The sequence below is a fragment of the Cloacibacterium sp. genome, assembly GCF_047601505.1.
GTDB lineage: Bacteria > Bacteroidota > Bacteroidia > Flavobacteriales > Weeksellaceae > Cloacibacterium.
Genome location: NZ_JASGJD010000001.1, coordinates 1,516,623 through 1,542,740, shown reverse-complemented (window position 1 = coordinate 1,542,740; position 26,118 = coordinate 1,516,623). Strand labels below are relative to the sequence as shown.

The following is a 26,118-nucleotide window of genomic DNA, read 5'->3' as shown; positions in this document are numbered from 1 at the left end:
TATCTTTGGTTTTAATATTATATGAAAAGTTTAATAAAATATAGTCTATTTGCCTTCTCTAATTTTGTAATGGCGCAAGAAAACAGCTTTACAATTGTTGGAAAAACCAACATGAACACCTTCAAATGCATAGACAAAAGTTTCAACACTCCTTCTACATTTGGAAATGAAAATGCTGCAAACAACAAAATCTCTCTTAACATTACAGATTTTGATTGCAAATACGATTACATTACTAAAGATTTCAGAAAAACTCTTAGCGCAGACAAATTTCCGCAAATACAAATTAATTTTGGTAAATTTAGAAAAAGCTCTAATGGGAATTACATTTCTTCTGCAGAAGTAAAACTCATGAACAAAGTAAGAACCTACAACATTGAGCTTTACAACAATGGTAAAACCCTTTCTGGGAAACAACAAGTTAGATTTAGCGATTTCGGTATTACTCCACCGAAGAAAATGGCAGGAATGATTGTGGTAAAAGACGAACTAGATTTATCTTTTATTATTCAAAACAATTAACGGTAATGCTGAAAAATTCCTACATCAGTAGGTGTCCAATAAGCAGCTTTTTGTCCAGCAACTTTTAATCCGTTATTAGCCCAAGTATTGCAAGTTTCCAGAAAACTATATCTGCCTTTGGCTTCATAAAAAGCATCATTAATCCCGTAAACCGAATCTGTTTCAATAAAAATTACTTTTCCGTTTCTATCTCTATCAAATTTATCTTTGATATAATTTACCAAATCTTCATATTGCTTCTTTGTAAGCATTATTTTCTTACAATCTTCACCTTCTTCCATCTCAAAATAATAAGTGCAATGCATGGCAGATTCTCCCAATCCAAAAGCAGCAACAAATGCTGTAGAAGGTTGTAGCTCTGCCCAACTTGGCGTATCTAGATAAAAACCTTTATCTCCCCAACCAAAAGATACATAACTAAAATCGTATCTCTTCGAAATAGTATTATCAAAAGGAAGTTCTTTGCCCCAATCCGTCACATCATTTTTTACCGGAACTACCAAATCTGTATGAACACCGTTTGTAAGAATAAAAGCTTCTATTACTTTTGGCTCATCTGTTTTCTTTGCTGGCACCTCTATAAAAGGAATAAAATAGCCGCAAAGAGCATACACCAACACCAAACCCACCAAAACAGCTAAAGATTTCAACAAAAAGAAGAAGATTTTATTTAAAGTCATAAAAAGTTATTTGTTTTTATTAGATAAGATTAATTTTTGTTAACATTAAAGAAACTAAAAAATTTTGCTGTAAATTTAATAACGAAAATTTAATTTCTATGCACAAAAAGCCAAAATCACAAAAAAGAATTACAATTAGAGTAAAAGTAGCACCAAAAAGAGTTCAAAAAAGACATGGCTGATTTTTTTGATTGAAATAATTCAATTAGAAAAATCAGTTTTCTTTTGTAAGAAATTCTATATTTCTCATTAAACCTGAAAATTTGGTGCGCTTAACGGCAGACTTTCTAAAAATCTCAGAAAAAATTTCCTGAGTTAATTCTTTCCACTCTTTTTTTCTAAAATTCATTTTTGATAAATTAGGCGCAAATTTTTCTTCTAAACTAGGTGCAGAAAACCTGTTCCAAGGGCAAACATCTTGACAAACATCACAACCGAATATCCAATCGTCCATTTTACCATCAAAATAATCTGGAATTTCGTTTTTAAGCTCTATTGTAGCATAAGAAATACATTTGCTACCATCTACAATTTTATCAGACACAATAGCCTGTGTAGGGCAAGCATCGATACATTTTCTGCAACTTCCGCAATGGTCTGTAGTTTCAAAATCATATTCTAGCTCTACATCACAAATAATTTCTGCCAAAAAATAAAAAGAACCATGTTTTTTGGTAATTAGATTTGCATTTTTACCAACCCAGCCAATTCCAGATTTTTTAGCCCAAGCTTTTTCTAAAACTGGCGCAGAATCTACAAAAACACGAAACCCAAACTCTCCTATTTCTTGTTGCAACTCCGCAACCATTGCTCTTAAAATCTCTTTAATTACTTCGTGGTAATCTTCACCATAAGCATATTTAGAAATTTTAAAATTCTCAATTCTTTCAATTTTTTCTTTAGGAAAATAGTTATATGAAAGAGAAATTACAGATTTTGCCCCTTCTACCAATAAAGTAGGATTTAATCTTTTATCGAAATGATTTTCCATGTATTTCATCTCTCCATGAAAATTATTTTTGAGCCAATTTTCTAGATGTGGAGCTTCTTCTTCCAAAAAACCAGCTTTGGAAATTCCACAAGACTGAAACCCAAATTTCAGTGCTTTTTCTTTAATCAATTGACTATATTTTTCCTTCAAAATCATAAATTTTCCTTAAAAAAATACTTTTTCAGCAAAAGACTTCATCATTGTAACAAAAATTACAGTGCGAAGGTAAGTTTTTTTATACTTTTGCCTTACAAATAAGAATTCAAAAAAAATAAAAATGACAATCGAAGAAATTTTAAAATCAGGAAACTACCATTTGATAGATGTGAGACAACCAGAAGAACTAGAAATGGATGGTAAAATAGAAGGCGCTGTAAATATTCCTTTGGCTACCGTCCCTTTAAAAGTAGAAGAAATAAAGGAAATACAAGGTCCTAAAATTATTTTTTGTAGAAGTGGAGGTAGAAGCGGACAAGCTTGTCAGTTTTTAACAATAAACGGACTAACCGACATCTACAACGGTGGTGGCTACATGGAATTACAAGAAGTTTTGGAACAAGTAAAGTAAAAATAAAAGTTCATATTTTTTTGTTAAAAAAGCTCATCAATGCGATGAGCTTTTGCTTTATATTAAAATTTTGAGAAATCTGCCTCGTTAAATTCTTTCAATAATTTTTGGAAAACTTGTTCCACAGAAAGAATTTCGTCAATTAAAGCAGAAGATTGCCCAATTTCTAATTCGCCATCTTCTAAATCTCCTTCGAACATTCCTCGTTTTGCACGGCGTTTTCCTAGTTTTTCTATTAATACATCTTTATCTTTTCCTTGTTTGTAGATTTCTTCTATTTCGTAGAAAAATTTATTTTTCACCAATCTTACGGGTGCTAATTCTTTCAACGTTAATTGAGTATCACCTTCTTTAGCTTCTACAATTTTTTGTTTCCAATTATCGTGAGCACTCGCCTCAAAAGTTGCGGCAAATCTAGACCCAATTTGTACACCATCAGCTCCAAGAATCATCGCGGCTTTCATTTGAGAACCTACAGCAATTCCTCCCGCTGCAATAAGAGGAATTTCTATATTTCGTCTTACATCTGGGATTAGAGAAAGTGTAGTAGTTTCTTCTCTTCCGTTATGTCCGCCTGCTTCAAAACCTTCTGCTACCACCGCATCTACACCTGCTTCTTGGCATTTTACCGCAAATTTAACACTAGAAACTACGTGCACTACTTTTCTGCCTTCTTTTTTTAGAATTTCGGTATAAGTTTTAGGATTTCCAGCAGAAGTAAAAATGATAGGAACTTTTTCTTCAATAATAATTTGAATAATTTCTTCAATATTCGGGTAAAGCATAGGAACATTTACCCCGAAAGGTTTTTCTGTGGCATTCTTGCATTTAATGATATGCTCTCGCAACACATCAGGATACATACTTCCTGCACCAATAAGCCCTAAACCGCCAGAATTAGAAACCGCAGAAGCTAATTTGTAACCGCTGTGCCATATCATTCCGCCTTGAATAATTGGATATTTTATATTGAAAAGTTGGGTAATTTTGTTCATAAGATAACTTTTCTCAAAAATATTAAAACTTTGAAAGACTGAAAACAAAAAACCTTCGAAAGTTTCGAAGGTTTGTATAATTTATTTAATGATTGCTGCTTTATTCCAATCGGTATTGAAATGGCAATCTTTGTACCTGTTATTAATCGAGATAAAAGTATCTGGAAGATTTTCTTTTACCCATTTTTCTAATGCTTCACCTTTCTTTTTCTCTAGAGCAAAACCTTTAATTCTTTCAAAGTCTGTAGCTAAATCTAAAGCATGCTGAGGAATAATGTCGTTAACCTTCATTAAGGTAACCATTTTTCTTTGGTTTACATCATCTACAAAAACATCTGACAAATCTCCTTTGTTAAGTCCTGCAAGTTGATAAGCAATGTTTGCATTAAGACCAATTTTTTCTAATCTATCCGAACCATCTTGAGCTGCAATAATACCAGCATTAAATTTAGTATTTTTATCATCAGAATATTTGTAAGCAGCTTCTTTAAATGTCATTTTACCACTTTTAATATCTTCTTTAATTTTTTCCATTTCCGCTTTTGCAGCAGCAATTTCTTCTGCATTTGGTTCAGCTTTTAAAAGGATGTGTCTTGCATCATACAATTTACCACTTTTTTTAACCAACTGAATGATATGGAAACCAAATTCCGATTCTATAGGGTCTGAAATTTCTCCTTCTTGAAGATTAAGAGCAGTAGCTTCAAAAATTTTCACCATTTTCCCTCTGTTAATATTGGTATATAAACCTCCATTTGCTGCGGAACCTGGGTCTTCTGAATAAATTCTTGCTTTGTTTTCGAAAGATTCTCCTGCAAGAATATCTTGCTTAATTTTTTTAAGCTTATTGATAAGTTCGTCTTTGTGAGCTTCTGTAAGTTTTGGATACATTGCTATTTTAGAAAGTACTACTTCGTCTTTCACTTGCGGAAGTTGAAATTTATACGCATTATAAAAATCGGTAACTTCGTTTGGAGTAATCCCTACTTTTTCGGTAATTAAACCATATTTCTGTTGATAGTAATATCCATCAATATCCATTTTTTCGATGGCATTTTTCATTTCGTAAGAAGTACGGAATTTATAAGCATCTAACATTGCTCTCTCTGATGGAAACTGACTTACAATTTGATTATATTTATCTATAGCACCTTCTTTGATGGCAGATGTTCTGTCTTGGATTAAGGTATCTTTTTTAGCTTTATAGATAAGAAGTTTATTTCCTAAAATCCCATCCATAAATTCGCATTTATCAGTTTTAGCAGCTCCTTGTTGTGCAGCGTAATTTTGTTGCTCCAAAATATCGGATTCTAAAATAATTTCGTTACCAACTACCGCCGAAATACCATCTACTAAGTCTCCTTTTTTAATCTGAGCATTTGCATTGAAGGAAAATAAACTTACCAAAAAACTAAGTGTAAGTATATATTTTAAATTTTTAATCATTATTAAAATTATATTAAGTTGCAAAATTAGAATTCTCTACGAGATTTCAAACATTTTTTTTGCTAATTATTTCTTAAAATTCTTTTCGAGTTCTGCTGTAAAAGCAGGTTCTATTGTAATTTTCGTTTTATTTCGTTGTTCTTGGATGGTTTTTGTTAAAATTTCTTCCGTAACATCAGTTTTCAATTGCTCTTCCGCTTGTTCTCTAGACATTTGAGAAGGTGGCAAAATATCATCAATAGCAATAATAAGCAATCTGTTGTCTAATTTCACTTTGTGAACTCCTTTTTTGAAAGGAACTTTGTTTATTTTGAAGACATCTGCATTTTCAGACATTTCACCTTTTTCGAAATGCACAATGAGTTGTTGCTTATCATTCAGTTTGCCATAATATTTTTTATTGAGACCATCCCAATTTTTAGGATTAACTATTTCTTTTGTAATATCTTTTTCGGCAGACATATCTGTTAAAATGGCAACTCTACCATCTGCTCGGCTTTCTGAGATAAATTTATCTTTATGATTTTGGTAATACTCGTCTAAAAGTTGAGGTTTATTTTTCAATTCATTTTCGATGTAATAACTGAAAATATAATCTGACAATAGATTTTGTTTCATTCTTAACAATTCAGCTTGAATTTCTGGCAATTCTAAAAAATCTTTGCTATAAGAAACGAAAACATCATTATCTCTTTTAGAATCTACAAAATATTTCCATTGGTCGCTTGGTAATTTATCGGCATTTTTGAAGTTTTCTGCCAACATTTTCTTTAAACTCTCGTAAGTGAATTCATTTTTACCATATTTATACAAAACAGCTTTAGGATTTTTAAAATTTAGAAAATCCTGATAAGATTTTTTCACTTTTGCAAAATCTGCTGTTTCTTGGTAGTTAGAAGATTTCATCAAAGAAGCAATTAATCCGTCATAAGCTTCATCAGCATACTGAGAATCCATCATTTCTTTAATAAAAACAGCATTGTGTTTTTCAGAATTTTGATACGGAACTAAAGAATAAACATTAAAAACGTAAAATTTGTCTCCCAACAAAACAGGCTCTGTATATTCTCCTTCTTTTTTTCCTTTTATAGCATCATATACAGCATCTGGCAACACTGGCGAACCCATTACAACACCTGCACTATTTTTCTCAGCATCTGTAGAGCCGTACAATTTTGCTACTTCTTCAAATTTCTTACCAGATTTTAGCGCTTCATAAATTTGATTTTTCATTTTTTCGGCATCCGCTTTTGGATAAGAAATCGTACCAAAAGTAAGATAACCCAAAGAGGGTCTTCTGCCAATTAATTTAGCAAAAGCTGCCAAATTCGGCAGATTAATTAATTTGGTATAACCGCCAGGCTGTAGCGTTAAAAGGTCTTTTTCTAATTCTAAATCTATAACACCAGCTTTTACGTAGAAAGGTTCTGCTTTTAATTTAGAATACTTAACGATAGCATCTTCAATCTTAAGAGCACCAGATTTTACATCGTTATAAATTTTAGCATAATCGTTGGTATCGCCTTCTGTTTTTTGAACATAGAAAACTTGTATCTGATTTTCGAGTTGATTGGCTGAAAGATATTTGTTAAGTGCAGATTGCAAAATTTCTTTCGGGTAAAAAGAACTTTCTCTAAGTTGTTGGTCTTTTTCTGCCATTTTAGCTCTAAAATAGCTTAGTGTATCCGCTTTTTTGTCTAATGCAAACTGCTGAAGTAATTTAAAATCGGTGTACGTTTTAACAGTATTATCAATTCCTGCTGTTTCCAGACCGTATTTATTTTCTGTTTTGAATTTATCTACAGAAACGCTGTCTTTTCCTACAATTAAATATTGAGATTTATAACTCAAAAATGAAAGAAAAAGAACAATTGCCAAACCTTTTTTCATTTAAAAAATCTATGTATTTCGTTTTCTTAGTTTTAAACTTTAAAAGTATTAAAAATTTTGTTCAAAACTATAAAAAATCCCTTTTAAAATAAATCTAAAAGGGAGTTAAAGTTTTATTAAAGTTCTACTTCAAAAGTAGTAAGTTCTTTAAATGTGTTAATTCTTTTCTTCAATTCGGCTTGATTTACTTTTCCTAGTCTTTGTGTTCCGAATTCTTCTACCGTAAAACTTGCCATTGCAGAACCAACGATAATTGCAGATTTCATACTATCGAAAGAAATTTTACCAGATTTAGCAATATGAGCTGCAAAACCTCCCGCAAAAGTATCTCCTGCACCCGTTGGATCAAAAACTTCTTCTAAAGGAAGCGCAGGAATTGCGAATATTTTACCATCGTTGAAAAGCAATGCACCGTGTTCTCCTTTTTTAATAATTACATACTTAGGTCCCATGGTATGAATTTTTTGTGCAGCCTTTACCAAAGAATATTCTCCTGAAAGTTGGCGAGCTTCTTCGTCATTAATGGTAATAACATCTGTTTTAGCAATTACTTCCATTAATAAATCCCATGTAAGATCCATCCAAAAATTCATGGTATCTAGAATTACCAATTTTGGTCTGGTGTTCATTCTTTCTAAAACAGCCAATTGAACTGCAGGGTGAAGGTTTCCTAAAAGTAAAACTTCTGCATCTGCCGCAGAAGCAGGAATTTTCGGGTCAAAGTTTTCTAAAACATTCAATTCTGTTACTAAAGTATCTCTAGAATTCAAATCGTTGTGATATTTGCCACTCCAAAAGAAAGTTTTTCCTTCTTTAATCATTTCCACACCATCAATATTGATTCCTTTACCAGTCATCATATCAAGATATTCTTGCGGAAAATCTCCTCCAATTACAGATACCAAGCTTACGTCTGTTTTCATAACAGAAGCTGCTAAACCAATATAAGTAGCAGCGCCACCCAAAATTTTATCTGTTTTACCAAACGGTGTTTCAATTGCATCAAATGCTACAGTTCCTACTGCAAGTAATTTCATAATACTCTATTTTTTTCTTTCAGCTTTCAGCAATTAGCTTTCGGCTTTATATTTTGTTAATTATTTTTGTTTCAATTTTGAAAATTCAGAATTTCATATCAGTTTTTCCAACGGAAAGTTTCTATCATGTGCATTAAATCTTGTTTTATATAATTAACAGCAGGTGCCAGAGAATCTGGTTTTGGTCTGGTATTAAAATATAAATTAGCGGTTACAAAATGCTTGGTGCTATCTGTTACAAAAATCTGAATATTAGAAGCACTTTCGCCTTTCAATTCGTATAGATTGCCATAAACTTTGTTCTCGGGATAAGAAAAAGATTTGGTTTCTATTGCAGAAGCTTTAATGGTATGTTCGTAAACCATTTTTTCTACTTCTTTCACATGAAGGTCAAAATCATTATTCACAGGGAAATATGTAATAAATACGTTGGCTTTCATCTTAGGATAAGCCAAATTGTACCAGCAGGCTTTTTTAGCATCGTAGATTTTAGCAAAATCCGAATATTCAAAAGTATAAGCGCAATTATTATTAAATGGCAAATATTTCGGCTGAGGATATTCTAAACGCAATTCTCCTTTTGGTTTTGGCTTTACATCATCTGCACAACCAATGGTAATGAACGCTAAAAGTATAAAAGCTAGGTTTTTAAACATTTTGCAAAAATATGAATTTTATATGAAGAAAATTAAATGTAACAGATTTTGTTTTAAAGGAAAAGCATTCTAAAACCCTTCAAATTCTTTTTTCAGGAAATTTTCTAACGGTTTCGGGAAAGATTTCTGATGAGATTTCTCAAAATCGGTAATTATAAATTGATTTTCTCTCGCAAATTCTTCAAAAACCGCTTTATCATCTATCGAAACTTTAGTAATACTAATTTCCAAGTTTTTATGCGTTAGTTTATGATTGATGGTTTTTTCTTCTGTTATAAATGGCTCAAATTCATCAGGAATTTCTTCTGGAAAATCATATAATTTCTTCCAAATAAAAGAGTCGTCTCTTTGTTTGATAAGAAAATACTCCTTATATAGTATATGATAATACTTCAATTTCAAATCTTGAGGCTTCACTTTTTTAGACTTTACAGGGAATTTTTGCACCTTTCCAAATCCAAAAGCCAAACAATTTTCTTGTACCGGACAAGTTTCACAATTAGGATTCTTCGGTTTACAAACTTCCGAACCAATATCCATAATGGCCTGATTAAAATCTCCAGAATTCTCTTCAGGCATAATCATCATCGCCAGATTATAGAAATATTGATAAGCCTTAGACGAAGAAACATCATAATCATCTGCAAAAATCCTGCTCAACACTCTATAAAAATTACCATCAATAGCCGGAATTTTCTCATCAAAGCAAATACTTGCCACCGCAGCAGCTGTATATTTACCAACTCCTTTTAATTTTAATATTTCATCAAAATGTTTTGGGAAATCTCCTCCAAAATCTGTCATTACCTGTTTTGCAGCCGTATGTAAATTGATGGCTCGGGAATAATATCCCAAACCTTTCCAATAAAGCAAAACCTCGTCTATATTAGCTTCGACAAGAGATTTCACATCTGGAAACCGCTGTACAAAGTTCAGATAATGGTTTTTGCCTTGTTCTACTCTGGTTTGTTGGAGCACAATTTCGCAAATCCATATAAGATAAGGATTCTTGGTACTTCGCCAAGGTAATTCTCTAGCATTCAAACCGTACCATTTCAATATTTTTAAACCTATGTTTAGAAAATCAGTTTTTGTATTCGTTTTATTCAAAAAATATTTTTTATATTTGCACACCAAAATTATAAACAAAAAAGGAAATGACAAAGGCAGAATTGGTAAACACAATATCAAACAAACTAGGAATTGAAAAAAATGATACTCAAAAAGTTATCGAAGCTTTCATGCAAGAGATTAGAACGTCTATGTACAGCGGAGATAACGTATATTTAAGAGGTTTCGGATCTTTCATCATCAAAACTAGAGCGGCGAAAACAGGTAGAAACATTTCTAAAAATACTGCCATTGAAATCCCAGCTCATAACATTCCTGCTTTCAAACCTTCTAAAACGTTCGTTGAGAAAGTAAAAACTAAAGTTGCTGTAAAATAATTTAAGAATATTAACTATTAAAAATTTCTAACTATGCCTAGCGGAAAGAAAAGAAAAAGACACAAGGTGGCTACCCACAAAAGAAAGAAAAGAAGAAGAGCAAACAGACATAAGAAAAAATAATTTTCTCTGTTAAAATACAATACAATATAGTTGGTGTTTTTATCTCGGTAAATTTCACTAACTATATTTTTGTTTAGATTAGTTAACTTTAAAAAGAATAATTTTAGAAAAAATGAAGAAAGAACTTTTGATTTCCTATGAAGAAGATGCTTCTAAAATTGCCCTTATTGAAGATGGTAGATTATTCGAGCTACACGAGATTGTACAAAACACAGATTTTGTGGTGGGTGACATTTTCGTGGGAAAAATTAAAAAACTAGCTCCTAATCTTAATGCGGCTTTCGTAAACATTGGTTACGAAAAAGACGCTTTTTTGCATTATCAGGACTTAGGTCCGCAATATCTCACGTACAAAAAATTTCTGTACGACACTACATCAAAAAAACAACAATCTTCTTCGCTTAAAAACTTCCAAATTCAGCCAGAAATAGACAAACACGGTACCGTGGACAAAATAATGGCAGCCGGAGACGAAGTTTTATTGCAAATTACCAAAGAACCTATTTCTACAAAAGGTCCAAGAATTTCTACTCAGATTTCTCTTACTGGTAGATTTTTAGTACTCATTCCTTTTGACAATAAGGTTTCTATCTCAAAAAAAATTAAAAGCCCCGAAGAAAAAGCCAGACTCAGAACGCTTATCGAAAGCATAAAACCTGAAGGCTTCGGTGTGATCATCAGAACGGTGGCAGAAGGAAAAAAAGTAGCAGAACTCCACAACGACATGAACCATTTGGTAGATAAATGGAATGTCTGCTTCAAAAACATCCAAAAAAATAAGGTTCCTGCCAAAGCTCTGAGCGAAGAAGACAAAGCGTCAGCTATTCTGCGAGACAATTTTAATCAGGATTTTGTTTCTATCATTTGTGACGACGAACAGATGGTAAACGATATGAAAAACTATCTGGAAACCATTGCTCCTGAACGAAAAAACATTGTTCAATTCTATGATTCGCATATTCCATTGCTAGAATATTATAACGTAGAAAAACAGCTGAAACAATCCTTCGGGAAACATGTAAATATCCCAAGCTCCAAAGGCGCTTATCTGGTGATAGAACATACCGAAGCTCTGCATGTAGTAGATGTAAACTCTGGAAACAACATTTCCTCTGCCAGCAAAGAACACGCACTGAACGTGAACAAAATGGCAGCTACAGAAATTGCAAGACAATTGCGCCTTAGAGATATGGGCGGCATTATTGTAGTAGATTTTATAGATATGCCAAATCCTGACCACAGGAAAGAACTCTATGAACATCTGCGCGAAGAAATGAAACGCGATAAAGCAAAACACAAAATTCTTCCACCTAGTAAATTTGGTTTAATACAAATTACCAGACAACGCGTAAGACCCGAAAAGAAAATAGACACCAAAGAAGAAAACCCGAATAAAGACGGCGAAATCTTAGCTCCTATTTTTGTGGTAGAACGTATGGAAGAAAACATTAGCGCATTACTTACCAAGCAAAAGGGCAAATTGTACCTGCACACGCATCCGTTTGTAGAAGCATACCTTACCAAAGGATTAATGAGCCATCAAATGAAATGGTTCTTAAAATTTAAAAGATGGGTTACCATTATCCCAAGAGATTCTTACAAGTATTTAGAATTTAAAATCTACAATGCAGATAAAGAAGAACTCATGAATTACTCTAATTAATGGAAAATTAAGAGTGAAAAATTAAAAATTATAAAATCGTTGCAGCAATGCAGCGATTTTTTTGTTCCCAAATATCTTATTATTACAACACGTGTAGATTCCCCTCTTTTAGAGGGGTGTAATTAACCTGTTAATAACGGGGTGTTAAAAAACTTTTCTAAAAAATATTACAAATATTTATATGATTTTTAGCATTTTACGGTTTCCCGTATTTCTCTTTGAAAGTTATTTTCTAATTTAGTAGAAAATTAATAGCATGAAATATCATTGTGCAAATTGAATATCTTTTTACTTTATTTTATTTAACAAACTATTTATAATCAATTATTTCAAAAATATTATTGCGTGTATTTTATAGTTTATACGAAATATAAAATCACAAAAACCAATTTGCACTTAATCATACTGTAAATTAAGTAGTTATAAAATAATCTTATGCATATTAAAGCACAAAAACGCAAGTAAATACTTGCTTTGTTGTACTAAAAGTTGTATCTTAGTATCACTTTGAAACACCAATAAAATAAATAGTACAACAATCCAAATACTGTTTTATAATGGCTTCAATAAAATTAGTACAACGTACAACAACAGGAAGGTGCAACAGGACAAAGCCCTATCTACATAAGGTTAATCAAGGATCACAAAGCAAAGTTTGTCACTACCGGAGTTAAAGCAAAAGTTAGTGAATGGGATGAAGCAAAACAGAAACTCAAAAAAGAACTACCCCAACAGTGCCAGAATGAATGCTTTCTTAGCTCAAAAGGTAGCGGATGCCTAGGCACAGATAGCAGACCACGAAAGAACCAGGAAATCAGTTTCAGCCAGAAAGCTCAAAGAAGCTATTAAAGGAAAAGCAGTGGGATTTGTACAGTTATACAAATTATTTCACTATGCTAAATTAGAGAAACAATGGTTGTTGAGCGATTTGTTTGTCCACCCAGATTACAGAGGAAAAGGGCTTTCTGTAGCATTGATAGACAGAGCAAAACAATGGCGTGAAAAAACAGGAGCTTCCGGATTAATGCTTGAAATCGAAAAAACAAACGACATAGGTAATAAACTATATCCACGTTGTGGATTTGAATATGACGGATTACACAACTATTATCATTGGTGGAAATAAAGAAAAATATGATAGCTGTAATATTTGAAGTATATCCGATAAACGGAAAAGTAGAAAAATATTTAGACATCGCATAAGAATTAAAACCCGAATTGAGTGAAATTTCGGTTTTTATTTCTATCGAACGCTTTCAAAGTTTGGTTAATCCTGACAAAATTCTCTCACTCTCTTTTTGGGAAAATGAAGAAAGTGTAAGACAATGGCGAAATGCAACACTACACAGAAACGCACAAGAAAAAGGACGAAATTCAGTATTTGAAAATTACAGATTGCGTGTAGCCACAGTAATCAGAGATTACAGAATGACAGAAAGAGAACAAGCACCCGAAGACAGCATATTTTAAAAACAACAATTCAAAAAAATAGCAAATATGATAACGTACCAAATTGAAGAAAAAATTGAGGAAGAAGAATTTACGCAAGTATTATTAAATTCTACATTAGGAGAAAGAAGACCTGTAAACAAACCCGAAAGAATAGTAAGAATGCTAAAACACGCAAACCTAATCGCAACCGTAAGAGATAACGAAAAATTGATTGGAGTATCAAGGTTATTAACGGATTTTGTTTACTGTACCTATCTTTCAGATTTAGCTGTAGATGAAAATGGAAATAAGCAAAGAACTCATTCGAATAACAAAAAAAACATACACCAAAAGCAAAATTGATTTTATTGGCAGCCCCAAAAGCTATTGGCTATTATCCTAAAATTGGAATGACACAATGGGAACAATGCTATGCATTGGATAACGTAGAAGATTTGAAATAATAATGAAAGAAAAAAATCTCATTCTAAAACGCATCAACAATGCTTGCTTAAAAAGTGGGAAAAATCCAAATGATGTAAAATTACTTTTAGCCACAAAAACCGTTGATGCAGAACGTATAAAAATAGCATTACAAACTGGACACACATTGATAGCAGAAAACAAAGTGCAGGAACTCAAAGAAAAACACGAATCCTTAAAAGAAATTCCGCACACCAACCATTTTATAGGCATTTGTAGACCAACAAAATAAAAGATATTCTAAAATATGATTTACTTGTATTCAATCACTTGACCGATTGGATTTGGCAGAAAAATTACACCAACGATTACAGTTTGAGAACAAAATCATAGAAGTACTGATACAGGTAAATACATCATTTGAAGAAAGCAAATTTGGCGTAAATCCCGATGATAAAACAGGTTGCACAGTTTGATATGTTGAAAATAAAGGCTTGATGACTATAGGTCTGTTTAGTGCCGAAACAGAAAAAGTGCGTAAGTATTTCCGATTGCTTAAAGATATTCAACAGCAAATCATTGCCCTAAATATCCCTAATGTAGAAATGCAGGAGTTATCAATGGGAATGAGTAACGATATAGAAACCGCCATTGCTGAGGGAGCAACCATTATAAGAGTAGGTACGGCTATTTTCAGGCAAAGGATATACCCCGATAGCTATTATTAGAATGAGAATAAATAAAAAAATATGCCAAGTAACTATCAAATAAAACATACGGTTCAATTTCCCGAACAATTGGATGTTCCAAAAGACCAGTCTGATAATGCTTTGTTTGATATTTTACAGGAAAATGTGATTGATAATAATGCGTATTGTCAGGAACTGATAAACAAAATCCTAAAACTGCCTTATGCCAAGTTACCTGATTTCTTTACGCACCATTGTGATTTTGTTGCCGACCCTATAAAATGGCTCAACAAATTTGAGAAGCTGATTTCGGAAAATGAAGAAATGTTTGTGAGTAGAACAATGCGTGGACGAATGATGAAGTGTCACACCATCATAGAGAGCAAACGAAAGGAATTACACGTAATCGTCATGCAAGACGAAAGCCACCAATGCAATATATCAATGCCGAATGTGAGGAACGGTATTTTTCATTCAGAGAAGTAAAAAGTACAGTAAACGGCATGGAAGATTACACCGAAAAAATAATGTTTTTGACCAATGAAAAGTTTGATTACGAACAGGCAAGCATCGATTTCATCAATCCCAAATTACCCAATTATTCAGATCAGTGTCAAAAGGAAATAGACCAGATACAGCATTTAATTCGTCTAACCGATGAATTTTCTAAACAACAAATGAGAAAAAATGCAAAGGCATTCCGTTCAATAAACTAAAAATAAATTGCAACATCAATAGCTTGTGGATATATTTTACCAGTTACACAGAGAGTTATTTGTAAACGGTAAACCCATTCTGGAAGTTAATATCAATGATTTTGTCGCAGTCATCGTAAACTCATTCGTAGATAAAAACGGACAAGAATTAAGTCCCGAAACCATTAAAACGGTTATCACACCTTCCAAATCCGATAAACACCCCAAACCACATAAGCGGATAGATATTGATAAATTGCTGTAAATAAACATTGTCCCGAAAGACTATTTCGGGATTTTTTGACTTTGTATCGTTGCAGTCCTTTGCTTCCATAACCATAAAATTTTTAGAAAATGGAAGCAGTAATTTTATCTGATGAAGGGCGTATTTCATTCTCATAGATGGGAAACAAGATTTACTATAAACTATCTTATGTAGAAAAGCTTTTGCATGAACACTACAACAAAGTTTTTGCTAAAAAATAGTGTTAACCTCAAAACATCAGAACTATGGTAGCAAGTATCTTTCAGAACTTCAATGAAGTGGTGCAAAACCAGAAAATCATTGAGGTACTCCATGACATCCAAACAGGTAAATACATCAATGTGATTACTTACCTGCGAAAATCATTAGCCGAAAACAAAATGGAAGCGTATGAGCGTGCAAAGAAATCCTTGCCTGCTTTCACCCCCCTCAGCAACTTTTAAAGGCGGATGAAAACCTGAATATCTTACCGCTTATAACCCGTTGTTGATATTGGATATTGACAAGCTTTCCAAAGAACAATTACACAATGCTAAAGCATTGGCAAAAGAAAATCTTTATACCTTTTCTTACTTTATAAGTCCTTCAGGCAATGGATTGAAGATTCTGGTTAAAGTCAATTCATCACAGGATAACCATAAAGAAGCTTTTTTGTTATTACAGAAATACTATGAAGAATTGCTTCAACTCCCGATTGATAAATCAGGAAAAGACATTACAAGGTTGTGCTTTGTTTCTTACGATACCGGTTTGTATCTGAATGAAAATGCAGAAATCTATCCGGTAATTTCAACCGAAGATTTGCGACCTTATATGGAGCAATCAAAGGAAGTCTTCATAACAGAACCTATCAACACTGATTATTTAGCAATATATGAACATTGCATAAGATTTACCGAAAAGAAGGAAAGTTAAATCAATGGCAATCGGAATAATTTTGTACATCTGTTGGCAAATAATCTCAATCGAAAAGGCGTTCCTTTGGCAGGATACATTTTGTCTGATTACGGTTACGATGCCAGCGAAGTAATAGCAACGGTAAAAAGTGCGTACAGTAATACCAATGAACACAGCAAAAACAGTAATCCAAAAAATCAAAAATCAGAATTTGAGTTTTATGCCTTATCCAAAGGTTTAAATAGCGGTAAGCCATTGTACCTGTTGCACAACTCAAATATAGTTAAAAACTGTTATTTATGATATAAAATTTTCGTAAATTTAAATATGCAAGGACGAAAACACTTTACACCACAACTGTTCTACGAACTCAGTCTAGATATGCTAGTTCCGGAGGATAATTATTATAGAAAATTGTTAACGGAACTCGATTTACATTTCATTTATAAATCTACTCAAAAATATTACGGTAAAGAAGGTCAAGAGAGTATAGATCCAGTAGTATTCTTCAAGATTTTGTTGGTAGGATATTTAAACAATATCAACTCAGATAGACAGTTGATAGCCTTTTGTAGCGATAGTTTGTCTATACGCTTGTATTTAGGATACGATATTCACGAACAATTACCTTGGCACAGCACCATCAGTAGAACACGAGGTTTGTATGGCGAAGAAGTCTTTTTAAATTTATTTAAACAAGTACTAAAAATGTGTGTAGATAAAGGCATGGTTCGTGGAAAACGCCAAGCTGTGGACAGCGTTTTTATTAAAGCCAACGCCAGTGTTAGAGAAGGAAGTTTTGGAAGATGCAAGTGCATTTGTCAACGAATTAGAAGAAAATAGCGAATTTAAAACCACCAGTACCAGAAAGAAACTCGTAGAACAGCACCACGCATGGAAAAAAGAAACCTACAAAGGAATGCCCGGCAATAGCAATGGTAAAAAGCTAGACGAAAACGGGAATCTAATCCGCCCGAAATATCTGTCCAATCACACCCATTATTCTCCCACAGATAGCGATGCCAGAGTGAGCGTAAAACCATGTAAAGCGAGACAACTCAACTATTTTGGACAAATTGCAGTAGATGATGCACATCATGTCATCACCGGCGCATGTTCAGATTTTGCAGATAAACGCGATAGCCAATGTTTAGAACAAATAGTAGAACTTACCGAAGAAAACTTAAACGAAAACGGAATAGAATTAGAAGAACTCTTAGCAGACGGCGGTTACAGCAGTGGCGAAGCATTGGCATATTTACACAAAAAAAACATCAATGCTTATATTCCAAATTTCGGACAATACAAAGCAGAGCGAGAGGGTTTTACCTACCACAAAGAAGAAAACTATTACCAATGTACAAAACCCGAAGGTAAGCAAGCCAAACTCCTTTTCAAAGGCGAGAAAATGGATAGTAAGGGTTACACCAAACGAACGTACCGAAGCAGCGAGAGTGATTGCAAAAACTGCCCACTAAGAGAGCCTTGTTGTGGCAAAAGTACCAAGTTTAAAAAAATAGACGACAGCATCCACAAAGAACATTACGATAGGATGCATCAAAAGCTTACCCATAATGCAAATTATGCCAAGAAAATGGTAAGAGTACGCAGTAAAACCGTGGAACCCGTTATTGGAACGTTGGTCAACTTCACCAACATGAAAAGAGTAAATACAAGAGGCATCAAAAATGCGAACAAACATGTACTCATGGCAAGTTTAACTTACAACTTGAAAAAATACTTGCGCTTTATCACCAAAAAATCGAGTATTTTAGCTCAAGTACTATCTCTAAAACAAGGGAAGAACTTTGCTTTTACAAATCAGTCATTCCAAGTATTAATAACTCAATTTTAAGCACTCCAATTTTACGCATTTTGAATCTTAATTAAAAATAAACCTCTCTAAAATTGCTTCTAAAGAGGTTGAATTTTATCTTTTTTAATGATTATTTTCTAAAAAGTGGAGTTGTGCAACAGCTACCATTGTTTCCTGCAGTACGGCATAGGAATTGGATGTTTACCGCAGTTTATTGTTTGGATTATAGAAAACAAAAGCCTTTTATCAACTATTAGTTGGTTCGATCATTCCATTCATCCGCATAGGCGATTTTAAAAACTTCGTTTTTGAACAAATCAAACACATACAAGGCAAAGAGCAAGTATTTACCAATGATATTCGGAAAGTAAAAACTTTAGAGCAAAAAGAGCGTGCAATATATGAGCAATTACTTTTGATTTCAGAACTGAAACGTATTTATATTGCAAGACATTTAAAAAGATAGCTTTTTGTTTAACCTATATAAGCACAATGTAAGCCATATAAAGGACACATAACCGCACCTGATCAAAAAACGGGAAGCAGATCATTTCTTATTTTAAGTAAAATCTTTAATAGCTTTTGTAAATTTGGTAAAATCTATTTCACCCGATTATGGCAGTACCAGTTAATAAAGAAGAATTACAAAAGGCAATTGAAACAAATTACAACAAGCTGAAAAAGGAATTATCGACCATTCCTGTTGAATTAACTACCGTCACAGATTTAGAAGGACACGCAAAAGATACTACAATGAGTATCAATAATCTTATTTCTTATTTGATTGGATGGGGGAGAATTAGTACTTAAATGGAATCAAAAAAAAGATAACAATGAACCAGTAGATTTTCCTGAAACCAGGTATAAATAGAATGAACTAGGCAAGTTAGCTCAGAAGTTTTACAAGGATTATGAAGTCATTGAATTCAATACATTGTGCAGTAAGTTAGATGAAACGGTTTCTAAAATTCTTAATCTAATTGAGCAAAAATCTAATACCGTATTATATGAAGTTTCCTGGTATGAGAAATGGACTTTAGGAAGAATGATTCTGTTTAACACGTCTTCGCCTTATACCAATGCAAGAGGGAGAATTCGCAAATGGAAAAAAGAATATAACATCCGAAAATTTCGGGAGTTTTTTCTTTGACAAATTTTGAAAATTTGTCAAAGTTTTTTACTATTTTTGAAAAAAACAAAGATGACAAAATCTAGATTAGAGGCATTTTCGGACGGAGTTTTAGCAATCATCATCACCATTATGATTTTAGAAATAAAAGCTCCAGAATCTACAGAATGGCATTCATTATTAGAATTATTGCCCAAATTTTTAAGTTACATTCTTAGTTTCATCTATGTCGGAATTTACTGGAACAACCACCATCACATGTTTCAAGCAATAAAAAATGGAGTAACAGGAACAATATTATGGAGTAATTTAGGACTCTTATTTTGGCTTTCTTTAATTCCCGTTGCTACTGCATGGATGGGAGAACATAATTTCGAACAAAACCCTGTAATTTTGTATGGTTTTGTACTTCTCATGAACGCCGTCAGTTATTGGATTTTGGTAAAATTAATTATTAAAAACGAAGGTAATAGTTCTCATTTTGCAAAAGCAATTGGAAACGATTTGAAAGGCAAACTTTCTGTAATTTTTTACATTTTAGGAATAACATTCTCTTTCATACGTTCAGAATTTGGGATTTTATTTTATGCAATTGTAGCATTTATGTGGTTAATTCCGGATAAAAGAATTGAAAAATTATACAAATCTTAAACATTTCATAGACGCTAGTGCGTATTTTATAGAATTTTGTTAATTATTTTACAGAGATATTCAATTTCTTCGTAATTTAAATGAATGAAATTCATAAAATTCATATTGATATTTTCTGTAGTATTCATCAATGCTCAAACAGGTTTTCAAATTTTAGATAATAAAAAGAAAATTGAAATTCCGTTTAAGCAGATTAACAATTTGGCATTTATTGATTTGAAAATCAATGAAGTAAATCTCACTTTTTTATTAGACACAGGCGTTGCCGAAACCATACTTTTCAGCCTAGAAAATAAAGATATTTCTTTCGAAAATGTTGAAAAAGTGAATTTCACTGGCTTAGGAGGAAGCACTTATGTAGAAGGTATTAAATCTACTAAAAACACACTAAAACTCAACAAAGAATTTATAGACAAAGACCACACTATTTATATTGTTTTAGATGAAGAATTCAACTTCTCTTCTCACGTAGGTATTCCTGTAAATGGCATTATCGGTTATCATTTTTTTAAAAACCAACCAATTAAAATAGATTTCGAAAGACATGTTATAACCGTTTACAACGAAAAGTTTTTCAATGAAAAGAAACTAAAAAAATTCGAGAAATTACCCATTTCTATTGAAGGTCAAAAACCTTATTTGGTAACAGAAGTTCAGCAATCGAAAGATTTTTTCCCAGCAAAAATGCTTGTAGATTTGGGAAATAGCGATGCTCTTTGGCTTTTTCCAAACAGAATTCCTCATTTCAATTATAATAGACCTAATATTGACGATTTTTTGGGAAGAGGATTCAACGGAGATATTTATGGAAAAAGAAGCCGAATACACGCTGTAAAATTAGGGAAAAGCACTCTAAACGAACCTATTGTTTCTATGCCAAGCGAAGAATCTGTAAAATCTATGAATTTTGCAAAAGGCAGAATTGGCTCTATTGGTTCTGATATTTTAAAAAGATTTACAATCGTTTTTGATTACCCAAACAATAATCTTTACATCAAAAAAAGTAAAACAGTAAAAGACCCTTTCAAATTCAATATGAGTGGATTAGACATAAAACACGACGGCATGAAATGGGAAAGTGATATGGTAAAAGTAGATACACCAAAACCTAAAGAATCTTCCAAAAATGACATCAATGTTTACAATGCTGTAAGTGATTTTCAGTATAAATTCATTCTAAAACCAGAATATTCAGTGGTTGGTGTAAGAGAAAATTCGCCAGCATATTTTGCAGAAATAAAAAAAGAAGACAAATTGCTTGAAATTAATGGTAAAAAAACCTCTGACATGACACTTCAACAGATTAATGAAGTTTTTCTTTCGGAGGAAAATAGAAAAATTAAAATAAAGCTATTGCGAAATTCTGTAACTTTATTGAAAGAATTTGTTTTAAAAGACCCAATCCCTTTTCAAGAAAACTGATGGAAGAGAAACTTAATTCACTAAGAACAAGACCAAGATTCAAAATTTATACAGATTTTGATACTGAAATTTGTGCTCAAAAAATTAAGTCTTTGCTTGCTCTTCACAAAGAGAATTTACAAGGAAACATCAATAATGAAGTTGCCAATATTTGGATAAAAACAGAGCATAACGAATTCTGGAAACCTTATCTTTCTCTTAGAATTGAAAAAGAAAATCACCAAACTGTGATAAGAGGAGTTTTTGGACCAAGCGCTGCTGTCTGGACGTTTTTTATGTTTTTATATTTTATTTTCAGTATTACTTTTATGGTTTTTATTACGATTTGGTTTGTCACCAAACAAATAAAAAGTACAGATTTCCCTTGGGCAATTCATGTTGCAATATTAGCTATAATCCTTTTACTTATTTCCTTTTTTGCTACAAAAATTGGACAAATAAAGGCAAAATCTGAAATGGAACAACTAAGAGATTTTGCAGAAAAAACAATTGAAGATTTATAAAAATTTGAATTTATCAATCTGTAACAATAATATTAACTCCAAATTTTTTCAAAACACTTTCAAAACTTTCTTCAACTTTTTGATTGGTAATAAGACAATCTACATCTTTCAGACTGCAAATTCTACCCAAACCTTTTTTTCCAAATTTGGATTCATCAGAAAGCAAAAATGTTTTTGTAGTATTTTTAATCATTATTTGATTTAGATACGCTTCCTCAATATTAGAAGTAGAAACACCAAAATCTTCATCAATACCATCTACTCCCAAGAACAATTTATTTGCAGAAAATTGCATCATCATTTCTTGCGCATTTGGTCCCACTGTAGATTGCGAAGAATATCTTACACTTCCGCCCAATTGTATAATCGTAACATTATGAAACTCGCACAATCTTGCAGCAATTAACAAAGATGAAGTAATAACTGTGATATTTTTTTCTTTAGAAATATAGTTCACCATATTATAAATGGTAGTTCCAGAGCCCAAAATCACTACATCATTATCTTCTATAAAACCCACAGCTTTCTCAGCAATTCGGTTCTTTTCTTCAATCTTAATGTTTTGTTTTTGACTTACAGGCAAATCTACCACATAAGGATTATTGAGGCTAGCTCCACCGTGATGTCTATATATTAAATTTTTCTCTTCCAGATAATTAAAATCCTTTCGAATAGTAACTTCTGATACACCAAGTAGCTTAGATATTTCGGATACTGTAATATGCTTCTCTTGTTTTATTACAGCTAGAATTTCCTGATGTCTTTGTGTGATATTCATGGCTAAAATAATATTCATTCAAATATAGGAAACTTAACAAAGCAAAACAAATTAAATAGTTTCTCAATCGAAACATTACATATTATTATGACTTTTATCAACTTTCGTTTTATTTCAAAAACAAAAACAAAGCAAAATAAACATTTAAAAAACTGTAAATCAATTATTTAAATAAAATATTTATAATTTTAAAAAATCAAATCAAAAGAATTTTCAGAAAAAATCAAAATATAACGAAGATCATATTGTTTCGTATTATTTCATTTTATAGATTTGTAAAAGAAAATTTAATAAAATGTTACGAGCAGAAATTTTAAAGAACTTCGAAGACCAAAACCAAACAACATGGGACTTCGTAATAATAGGAGGAGGAGCCACAGGCTTAGGAACAGCAATTGAAGCTGCAACAAGAGGATATAAAACTTTGCTTTTAGAACAAAGCGATTTTGCAAAATCTACATCTAGCAAAAGTACAAAACTTGTACACGGAGGTGTAAGATATTTAGCTCAAGGATACGTAGACCTAGTAAGAGAAGCATGTAAAGAAAGAGGATTATTACTTCAAAACGCACCGCATCTTACCAAAAACCTTTCCTTCGTAATCCCAATTTACACTTGGTGGGACAAACTATTATATACAGTTGGTTTAAAATTTTACGATCTTTTAGCTGGTAAACTCAGCTTAGGTAAGTCTGTTCCGATTAGCAAATCAGAAACAATAAAAAGATTACCAACCATCAAAAAAAAAGGACTAAAAGGAGGAATCCTTTATCATGACGGACAATTCGACGATTCTAGACTTGCCCTAAACATGGCTCAAACCGCTATTGAAAACGGCGCTACAGTTTTAAATTACGCTAAAGTTATTAAACTTAAAAAAGATGCCAACGGAAAATTAAACGGAGTAATCTTTCAAGACACCGAAACAAGCAAAGAATTTGAAACAAAAACGAAAGCAATCGTAAATGCAACTGGAGTTTTTGCAGACGATATTAACAAAATGGATCACGGAACTGATGACAAAACCATTAGCCCAAGTCAAGGTGTACATATTATGATTGATAAAAAATTCTGTCCAACAGATTCTGCAATCATGATTCCAAAAACATCAGACGGAAGAGTTCTTTTTGCAGTTCCTTGGCACAATAAAATCATTTTAGGAACTACAGATACTCCTGTAAAACAAGAATCTCTAGAGCCAAAACCAACAGAGCAAGAGATTAATTTCATTTTAGAAACAGCAAGAGGATATATGAATCCTGCACCAACTAGAAAAGACATTTTGAGTGTTTTTGCAGGTTTAAGACCTTTAGCTGCAACCAAAGAAGGCGCTAAAACCAAAGAAGTATCTAGAAGCCACAAAGTAATCACTTCAGAATCTGGATTGGTAAGTATTATTGGAGGAAAATGGACAACTTATCGTAAAATGGGCGAAGACGTAGTAGAAAAAGCCGAAGAAATTATGAAAGTTCCTCATAAAAAAAGCAATACAGAACATCTTAAAATTCACGGATACAGAAAAGACATAGATTACAAAGACCCAATGTATTACTATGGTACAGACAAAGAAAAAATATTAGAATTATCAAAAGAAATTGAAAATGGAAATGAGATAATTAGCAAAGAACAAAACATTATTAAAGCGCAAATTGTTTGGGCTGTAAAAAATGAAATGGCAATTAACATTGAAGATTTTTTATCTAGAAGAACAAGATTATTACTTCTAGACCAAAAAGAAGCTGTAAGAATTGCTCCAATTGTTGCCGAAGTAATGGCTAAAGAACTAGGAAAGGATGAAGTTTGGCAAAAAAACGAAATAGAAAGTTTCAAAAATATTGCAGAAATATACCATACACATATTTAGAAATATTGTAACACTACTAAAATAAATAAACATCATGCAAGACAAATTAATCCTAGCTTTAGACCAAGGCACCACATCTTCTAGAGCTATCGTTTTCGACCACAGCGGTCAAATTATAGAAGTATCTCAAAAACCATTCGAACAAATTTTTCCTCAACCAGGTTGGGTAGAACACGACCCTAACGAAATTTGGTCTTCTCAAATCTCCGTTGCCGCAGAAGTAATCGCCAAAACTGGTGTTTCTGGAAAAGAAATTGCAGCTATTGGAATTACCAACCAAAGAGAAACTACCGTAGTTTGGAACAGAGAAACCAGCGAACCTATATACAACGCTATCGTTTGGCAAGACAGACGTACTGCAAAATATTGCGACCAATTAAAAAGCGAAGGTAAAGCTCAATTAATTAAAGAAAAAACAGGTTTAATTTTAGATGCTTATTTTTCTGGCACAAAACTGAAATGGATTTTAGACAACGTAGAAGGAGCTAGAGAATTAGCTGAAGAAGGAAAACTTTGCTTCGGCACAATAGATACTTGGCTTGTTTGGAAACTCACCAGAGGAAAAATGTTTATCACAGACGTTTCTAATGCAAGTAGAACCATGCTTTTCAATATTCATAAAATGGAATGGGACGAAGAATTATTACAACTTTTAGACATCCCAAGAGCCATTTTACCAGAAGTAAAACAAAGTAGCGAAATCTACGGAGAAACCTCTACTACTCTATTTTCAACAAAAATTCCAATTTCTGGTATCGCAGGAGACCAACAAGCAGCATTATTCGGGCAAATGTGTACAAAACCAGGAATGGTAAAAAATACTTACGGAACAGGATGTTTCTTATTAATGAATACAGGAAACAAAGCAGTTTACTCAGAAAATAATCTACTTACAACTGTAGCTTGGAAAATTAACGGAGAAACTACTTACGCATTAGAAGGAAGCGTTTTTGTAGGAGGAGCAGCAGTTCAATGGCTAAGAGACGGAGCTAGAGTAGTAAAAACAGCTCCAGGAGTTAACTCTTTAGCAGATACCGTAAAAGATAACGGAGGCGTATATTTTGTGCCAGCTCTTACAGGACTTGGAGCTCCATATTGGGATCAATATGCCAGAGGTGCAATTATCGGTATCACCAGAGGAACTACAGATGCGCACATCGCAAGAGCAACATTAGAAGGTATTGCTTTCCAAGTATATGATGTAGTGAAAGCTATGGAAGCAGATGCAAAAGAAGAAAGTGTAGAATTAAGAGTTGATGGTGGAGCTTCTGCAAGTAATCTTTTAATGCAAATTCAATCAGATTTATTCGGATTTAAAATTATTAGACCTCAAACATTAGAAACTACAGCATTGGGAGCAGCTTATCTTGCTGGTTTAGCAGTAGGTTTCTGGAAAAACATAGAAGAAATTCAAAATCAATGGATTGTAGATAAAGAATTCTATCCAAAAAGAGATAAAGAACAAGTAGAAAAGGAATTGCACTATTGGCATAAAGCGGTGGAAAGAACAAGAAATTGGATTGAAGAATAATCAAA

Annotated in this window: 29 protein-coding genes and 4 pseudogenes; 24 read left to right on the top strand and 9 right to left on the bottom strand. The window is 32.6% G+C overall.

What is annotated here, in order from left to right:
• The first annotated feature begins 21 nt into the window (after nt 1-21).
• Nucleotides 22-522 carry a YceI family protein gene (locus QM746_RS07315; protein WP_414983609.1) on the top strand — a complete coding sequence of 167 codons (501 nt, stop codon included), beginning with the start codon at nt 22-24 and terminating at the stop codon, nt 520-522.
• Here QM746_RS07315 and QM746_RS07310 read toward each other — a convergent pair.
• Nucleotides 519-1,202, bottom strand: a complete 684-nt coding sequence (locus QM746_RS07310) for a TIGR02117 family protein (RefSeq protein WP_414983608.1) — start codon at nt 1,200-1,202, stop codon at nt 519-521. The genes QM746_RS07315 and QM746_RS07310 overlap by 4 nt on opposite strands.
• A gap of 214 nt (nt 1,203-1,416) precedes the next feature.
• A complete protein-coding gene (queG, locus tag QM746_RS07305; RefSeq protein WP_414983607.1) occupies nt 1,417-2,349 on the bottom strand; it encodes a tRNA epoxyqueuosine(34) reductase QueG in 933 nt (310 codons plus the stop codon).
• Between the two features lie 121 nt (nt 2,350-2,470).
• Here queG and QM746_RS07300 point away from each other — a divergent pair, with 121 nt between their 5' ends.
• Nucleotides 2,471-2,761, top strand: coding sequence for a rhodanese-like domain-containing protein (locus tag QM746_RS07300; protein WP_414983606.1), 291 nt, complete (start codon nt 2,471-2,473; stop codon nt 2,759-2,761).
• A gap of 62 nt (nt 2,762-2,823) precedes the next feature.
• Here the strand turns inward: QM746_RS07300 and QM746_RS07295 are convergent, their stop codons facing one another.
• The 6 genes from QM746_RS07295 to mutY form a co-directional block, all read right to left on the bottom strand.
• On the bottom strand, nt 2,824-3,834 hold the full coding sequence (locus QM746_RS07295; protein ID WP_414985130.1) for an NAD(P)H-dependent flavin oxidoreductase: 1,011 nt from the start codon (nt 3,832-3,834) through the stop codon (nt 2,824-2,826).
• Between the two features lie 3 nt (nt 3,835-3,837).
• Nucleotides 3,838-5,202, bottom strand: coding sequence for a peptidylprolyl isomerase (locus QM746_RS07290; protein WP_414983605.1), 1,365 nt, complete (start codon nt 5,200-5,202; stop codon nt 3,838-3,840).
• Nucleotides 5,203-5,268: 66 nt separating this feature from the next.
• Entirely contained in the window at nt 5,269-7,092 is a 1,824-nt protein-coding gene (locus tag QM746_RS07285; protein ID WP_414983604.1) for a peptidylprolyl isomerase, read from the bottom strand.
• Between the two features lie 116 nt (nt 7,093-7,208).
• Nucleotides 7,209-8,129, bottom strand: a complete 921-nt coding sequence (locus tag QM746_RS07280) for a PfkB family carbohydrate kinase (protein ID WP_374360047.1) — start codon at nt 8,127-8,129, stop codon at nt 7,209-7,211.
• Between the two features lie 98 nt (nt 8,130-8,227).
• Nucleotides 8,228-8,785, bottom strand: coding sequence for a gliding motility lipoprotein GldD (gene gldD, locus QM746_RS07275; RefSeq protein ID WP_414983603.1), 558 nt, complete (start codon nt 8,783-8,785; stop codon nt 8,228-8,230).
• A 69-nt stretch (nt 8,786-8,854) separates the two neighbouring features.
• Nucleotides 8,855-9,844, bottom strand: a complete 990-nt coding sequence (gene mutY, locus QM746_RS07270; RefSeq protein ID WP_414983602.1) for an A/G-specific adenine glycosylase — start codon at nt 9,842-9,844, stop codon at nt 8,855-8,857.
• 98 nt (nt 9,845-9,942) lie between these two features.
• Here mutY and QM746_RS07265 point away from each other — a divergent pair, with 98 nt between their 5' ends.
• The 20 genes and pseudogenes from QM746_RS07265 (at nt 9,943) to QM746_RS07170 (ending at nt 21,940) form a co-directional block, all read left to right on the top strand.
• Nucleotides 9,943-10,233 carry an HU family DNA-binding protein gene (locus QM746_RS07265; RefSeq protein ID WP_374360041.1) on the top strand — a complete coding sequence of 97 codons (291 nt, stop codon included), beginning with the start codon at nt 9,943-9,945 and terminating at the stop codon, nt 10,231-10,233.
• 235 nt (nt 10,234-10,468) lie between these two features.
• Entirely contained in the window at nt 10,469-12,019 is a 1,551-nt protein-coding gene (locus tag QM746_RS07260) for an Rne/Rng family ribonuclease (RefSeq protein WP_414983601.1), read from the top strand.
• A 612-nt stretch (nt 12,020-12,631) separates the two neighbouring features.
• Nucleotides 12,632-12,868: pseudogene (locus QM746_RS07255) on the top strand (Arm DNA-binding domain-containing protein); the annotation flags it as partial.
• A complete protein-coding gene (locus QM746_RS07250; RefSeq protein ID WP_414985129.1) occupies nt 12,807-13,145 on the top strand; it encodes a GNAT family N-acetyltransferase in 339 nt (112 codons plus the stop codon). The pseudogene QM746_RS07255 and the gene QM746_RS07250, both read left to right, overlap by 62 nt.
• A 92-nt stretch (nt 13,146-13,237) precedes the next feature.
• The gene (locus QM746_RS07245) at nt 13,238-13,489 is read left to right on the top strand and encodes an antibiotic biosynthesis monooxygenase family protein (RefSeq protein ID WP_414983600.1); all 252 of its coding nucleotides are present in this window, start codon (nt 13,238-13,240) and stop codon (nt 13,487-13,489) included.
• Nucleotides 13,490-13,516: 27 nt separating this feature from the next.
• Nucleotides 13,517-13,813, top strand: coding sequence for a hypothetical protein (locus tag QM746_RS07240; RefSeq protein WP_414983599.1), 297 nt, complete (start codon nt 13,517-13,519; stop codon nt 13,811-13,813).
• A 103-nt stretch (nt 13,814-13,916) separates the two neighbouring features.
• Nucleotides 13,917-14,601: pseudogene (locus QM746_RS07235) on the top strand (YggS family pyridoxal phosphate-dependent enzyme).
• Between the two features lie 21 nt (nt 14,602-14,622).
• Entirely contained in the window at nt 14,623-15,048 is a 426-nt protein-coding gene (locus QM746_RS07230) for a hypothetical protein (RefSeq protein ID WP_414983598.1), read from the top strand.
• 17 nt (nt 15,049-15,065) lie between these two features.
• Nucleotides 15,066-15,278, top strand: a complete 213-nt coding sequence (locus QM746_RS07225; RefSeq protein WP_414983597.1) for a hypothetical protein — start codon at nt 15,066-15,068, stop codon at nt 15,276-15,278.
• A 489-nt stretch (nt 15,279-15,767) separates the two neighbouring features.
• A complete protein-coding gene (locus QM746_RS07220) occupies nt 15,768-15,965 on the top strand; it encodes a hypothetical protein (RefSeq protein WP_414983596.1) in 198 nt (65 codons plus the stop codon).
• A gap of 28 nt (nt 15,966-15,993) precedes the next feature.
• Nucleotides 15,994-16,437 (top strand): annotated as a pseudogene (locus QM746_RS07215) (BT4734/BF3469 family protein); the annotation flags it as partial.
• Nucleotides 16,438-16,470: 33 nt separating this feature from the next.
• Entirely contained in the window at nt 16,471-16,722 is a 252-nt protein-coding gene (locus QM746_RS07210) for a hypothetical protein (RefSeq protein ID WP_414983595.1), read from the top strand.
• Nucleotides 16,723-16,746: 24 nt separating this feature from the next.
• Nucleotides 16,747-17,262 carry a transposase gene (locus QM746_RS07205; protein WP_414982716.1) on the top strand — a complete coding sequence of 172 codons (516 nt, stop codon included), beginning with the start codon at nt 16,747-16,749 and terminating at the stop codon, nt 17,260-17,262.
• The gene (locus tag QM746_RS07200; protein ID WP_414982717.1) at nt 17,201-18,274 is read left to right on the top strand and encodes a transposase; all 1,074 of its coding nucleotides are present in this window, start codon (nt 17,201-17,203) and stop codon (nt 18,272-18,274) included. The genes QM746_RS07205 and QM746_RS07200 overlap by 62 nt, the downstream gene beginning before the upstream one ends.
• Nucleotides 18,275-18,476: 202 nt before the next feature.
• Nucleotides 18,477-18,701: pseudogene (locus QM746_RS07195) on the top strand (DUF6943 family protein); the annotation flags it as partial.
• A gap of 149 nt (nt 18,702-18,850) precedes the next feature.
• Complete coding sequence (locus tag QM746_RS07190; protein ID WP_414983594.1) at nt 18,851-19,045, top strand: ClbS/DfsB family four-helix bundle protein; 195 nt, start codon at nt 18,851-18,853, stop codon at nt 19,043-19,045.
• A gap of 109 nt (nt 19,046-19,154) precedes the next feature.
• On the top strand, nt 19,155-19,385 hold the full coding sequence (locus tag QM746_RS07185; protein ID WP_414985128.1) for a ClbS/DfsB family four-helix bundle protein: 231 nt from the start codon (nt 19,155-19,157) through the stop codon (nt 19,383-19,385).
• A 51-nt stretch (nt 19,386-19,436) separates the two neighbouring features.
• Nucleotides 19,437-20,015, top strand: a complete 579-nt coding sequence (locus QM746_RS07180) for a TMEM175 family protein (RefSeq protein ID WP_414983593.1) — start codon at nt 19,437-19,439, stop codon at nt 20,013-20,015.
• An 84-nt stretch (nt 20,016-20,099) separates the two neighbouring features.
• Nucleotides 20,100-21,437: a PDZ domain-containing protein gene (locus QM746_RS07175; protein WP_414983592.1), complete on the top strand. Its 1,338-nt coding sequence runs from the start codon at nt 20,100-20,102 to the stop codon at nt 21,435-21,437.
• A complete protein-coding gene (locus tag QM746_RS07170) occupies nt 21,437-21,940 on the top strand; it encodes a hypothetical protein (RefSeq protein ID WP_414983591.1) in 504 nt (167 codons plus the stop codon). Before QM746_RS07175 ends, QM746_RS07170 begins: the two co-directional genes overlap by 1 nt.
• 13 nt (nt 21,941-21,953) lie before the next feature.
• Here the strand turns inward: QM746_RS07170 and QM746_RS07165 are convergent, their stop codons facing one another.
• A complete protein-coding gene (locus QM746_RS07165; RefSeq protein WP_414983590.1) occupies nt 21,954-22,736 on the bottom strand; it encodes a DeoR/GlpR family DNA-binding transcription regulator in 783 nt (260 codons plus the stop codon).
• A 277-nt stretch (nt 22,737-23,013) separates the two neighbouring features.
• On the opposite strand from QM746_RS07165, the gene QM746_RS07160 reads away from it, so the two are divergent.
• Both QM746_RS07160 and glpK read left to right on the top strand, forming a co-directional pair.
• The gene (locus QM746_RS07160) at nt 23,014-24,582 is read left to right on the top strand and encodes a glycerol-3-phosphate dehydrogenase/oxidase (protein WP_414983589.1); all 1,569 of its coding nucleotides are present in this window, start codon (nt 23,014-23,016) and stop codon (nt 24,580-24,582) included.
• 34 nt (nt 24,583-24,616) lie between these two features.
• Nucleotides 24,617-26,113: a glycerol kinase GlpK gene (gene glpK, locus QM746_RS07155; RefSeq protein ID WP_414983588.1), complete on the top strand. Its 1,497-nt coding sequence runs from the start codon at nt 24,617-24,619 to the stop codon at nt 26,111-26,113.
• Nucleotides 26,114-26,118 lie beyond the last annotated feature (5 nt).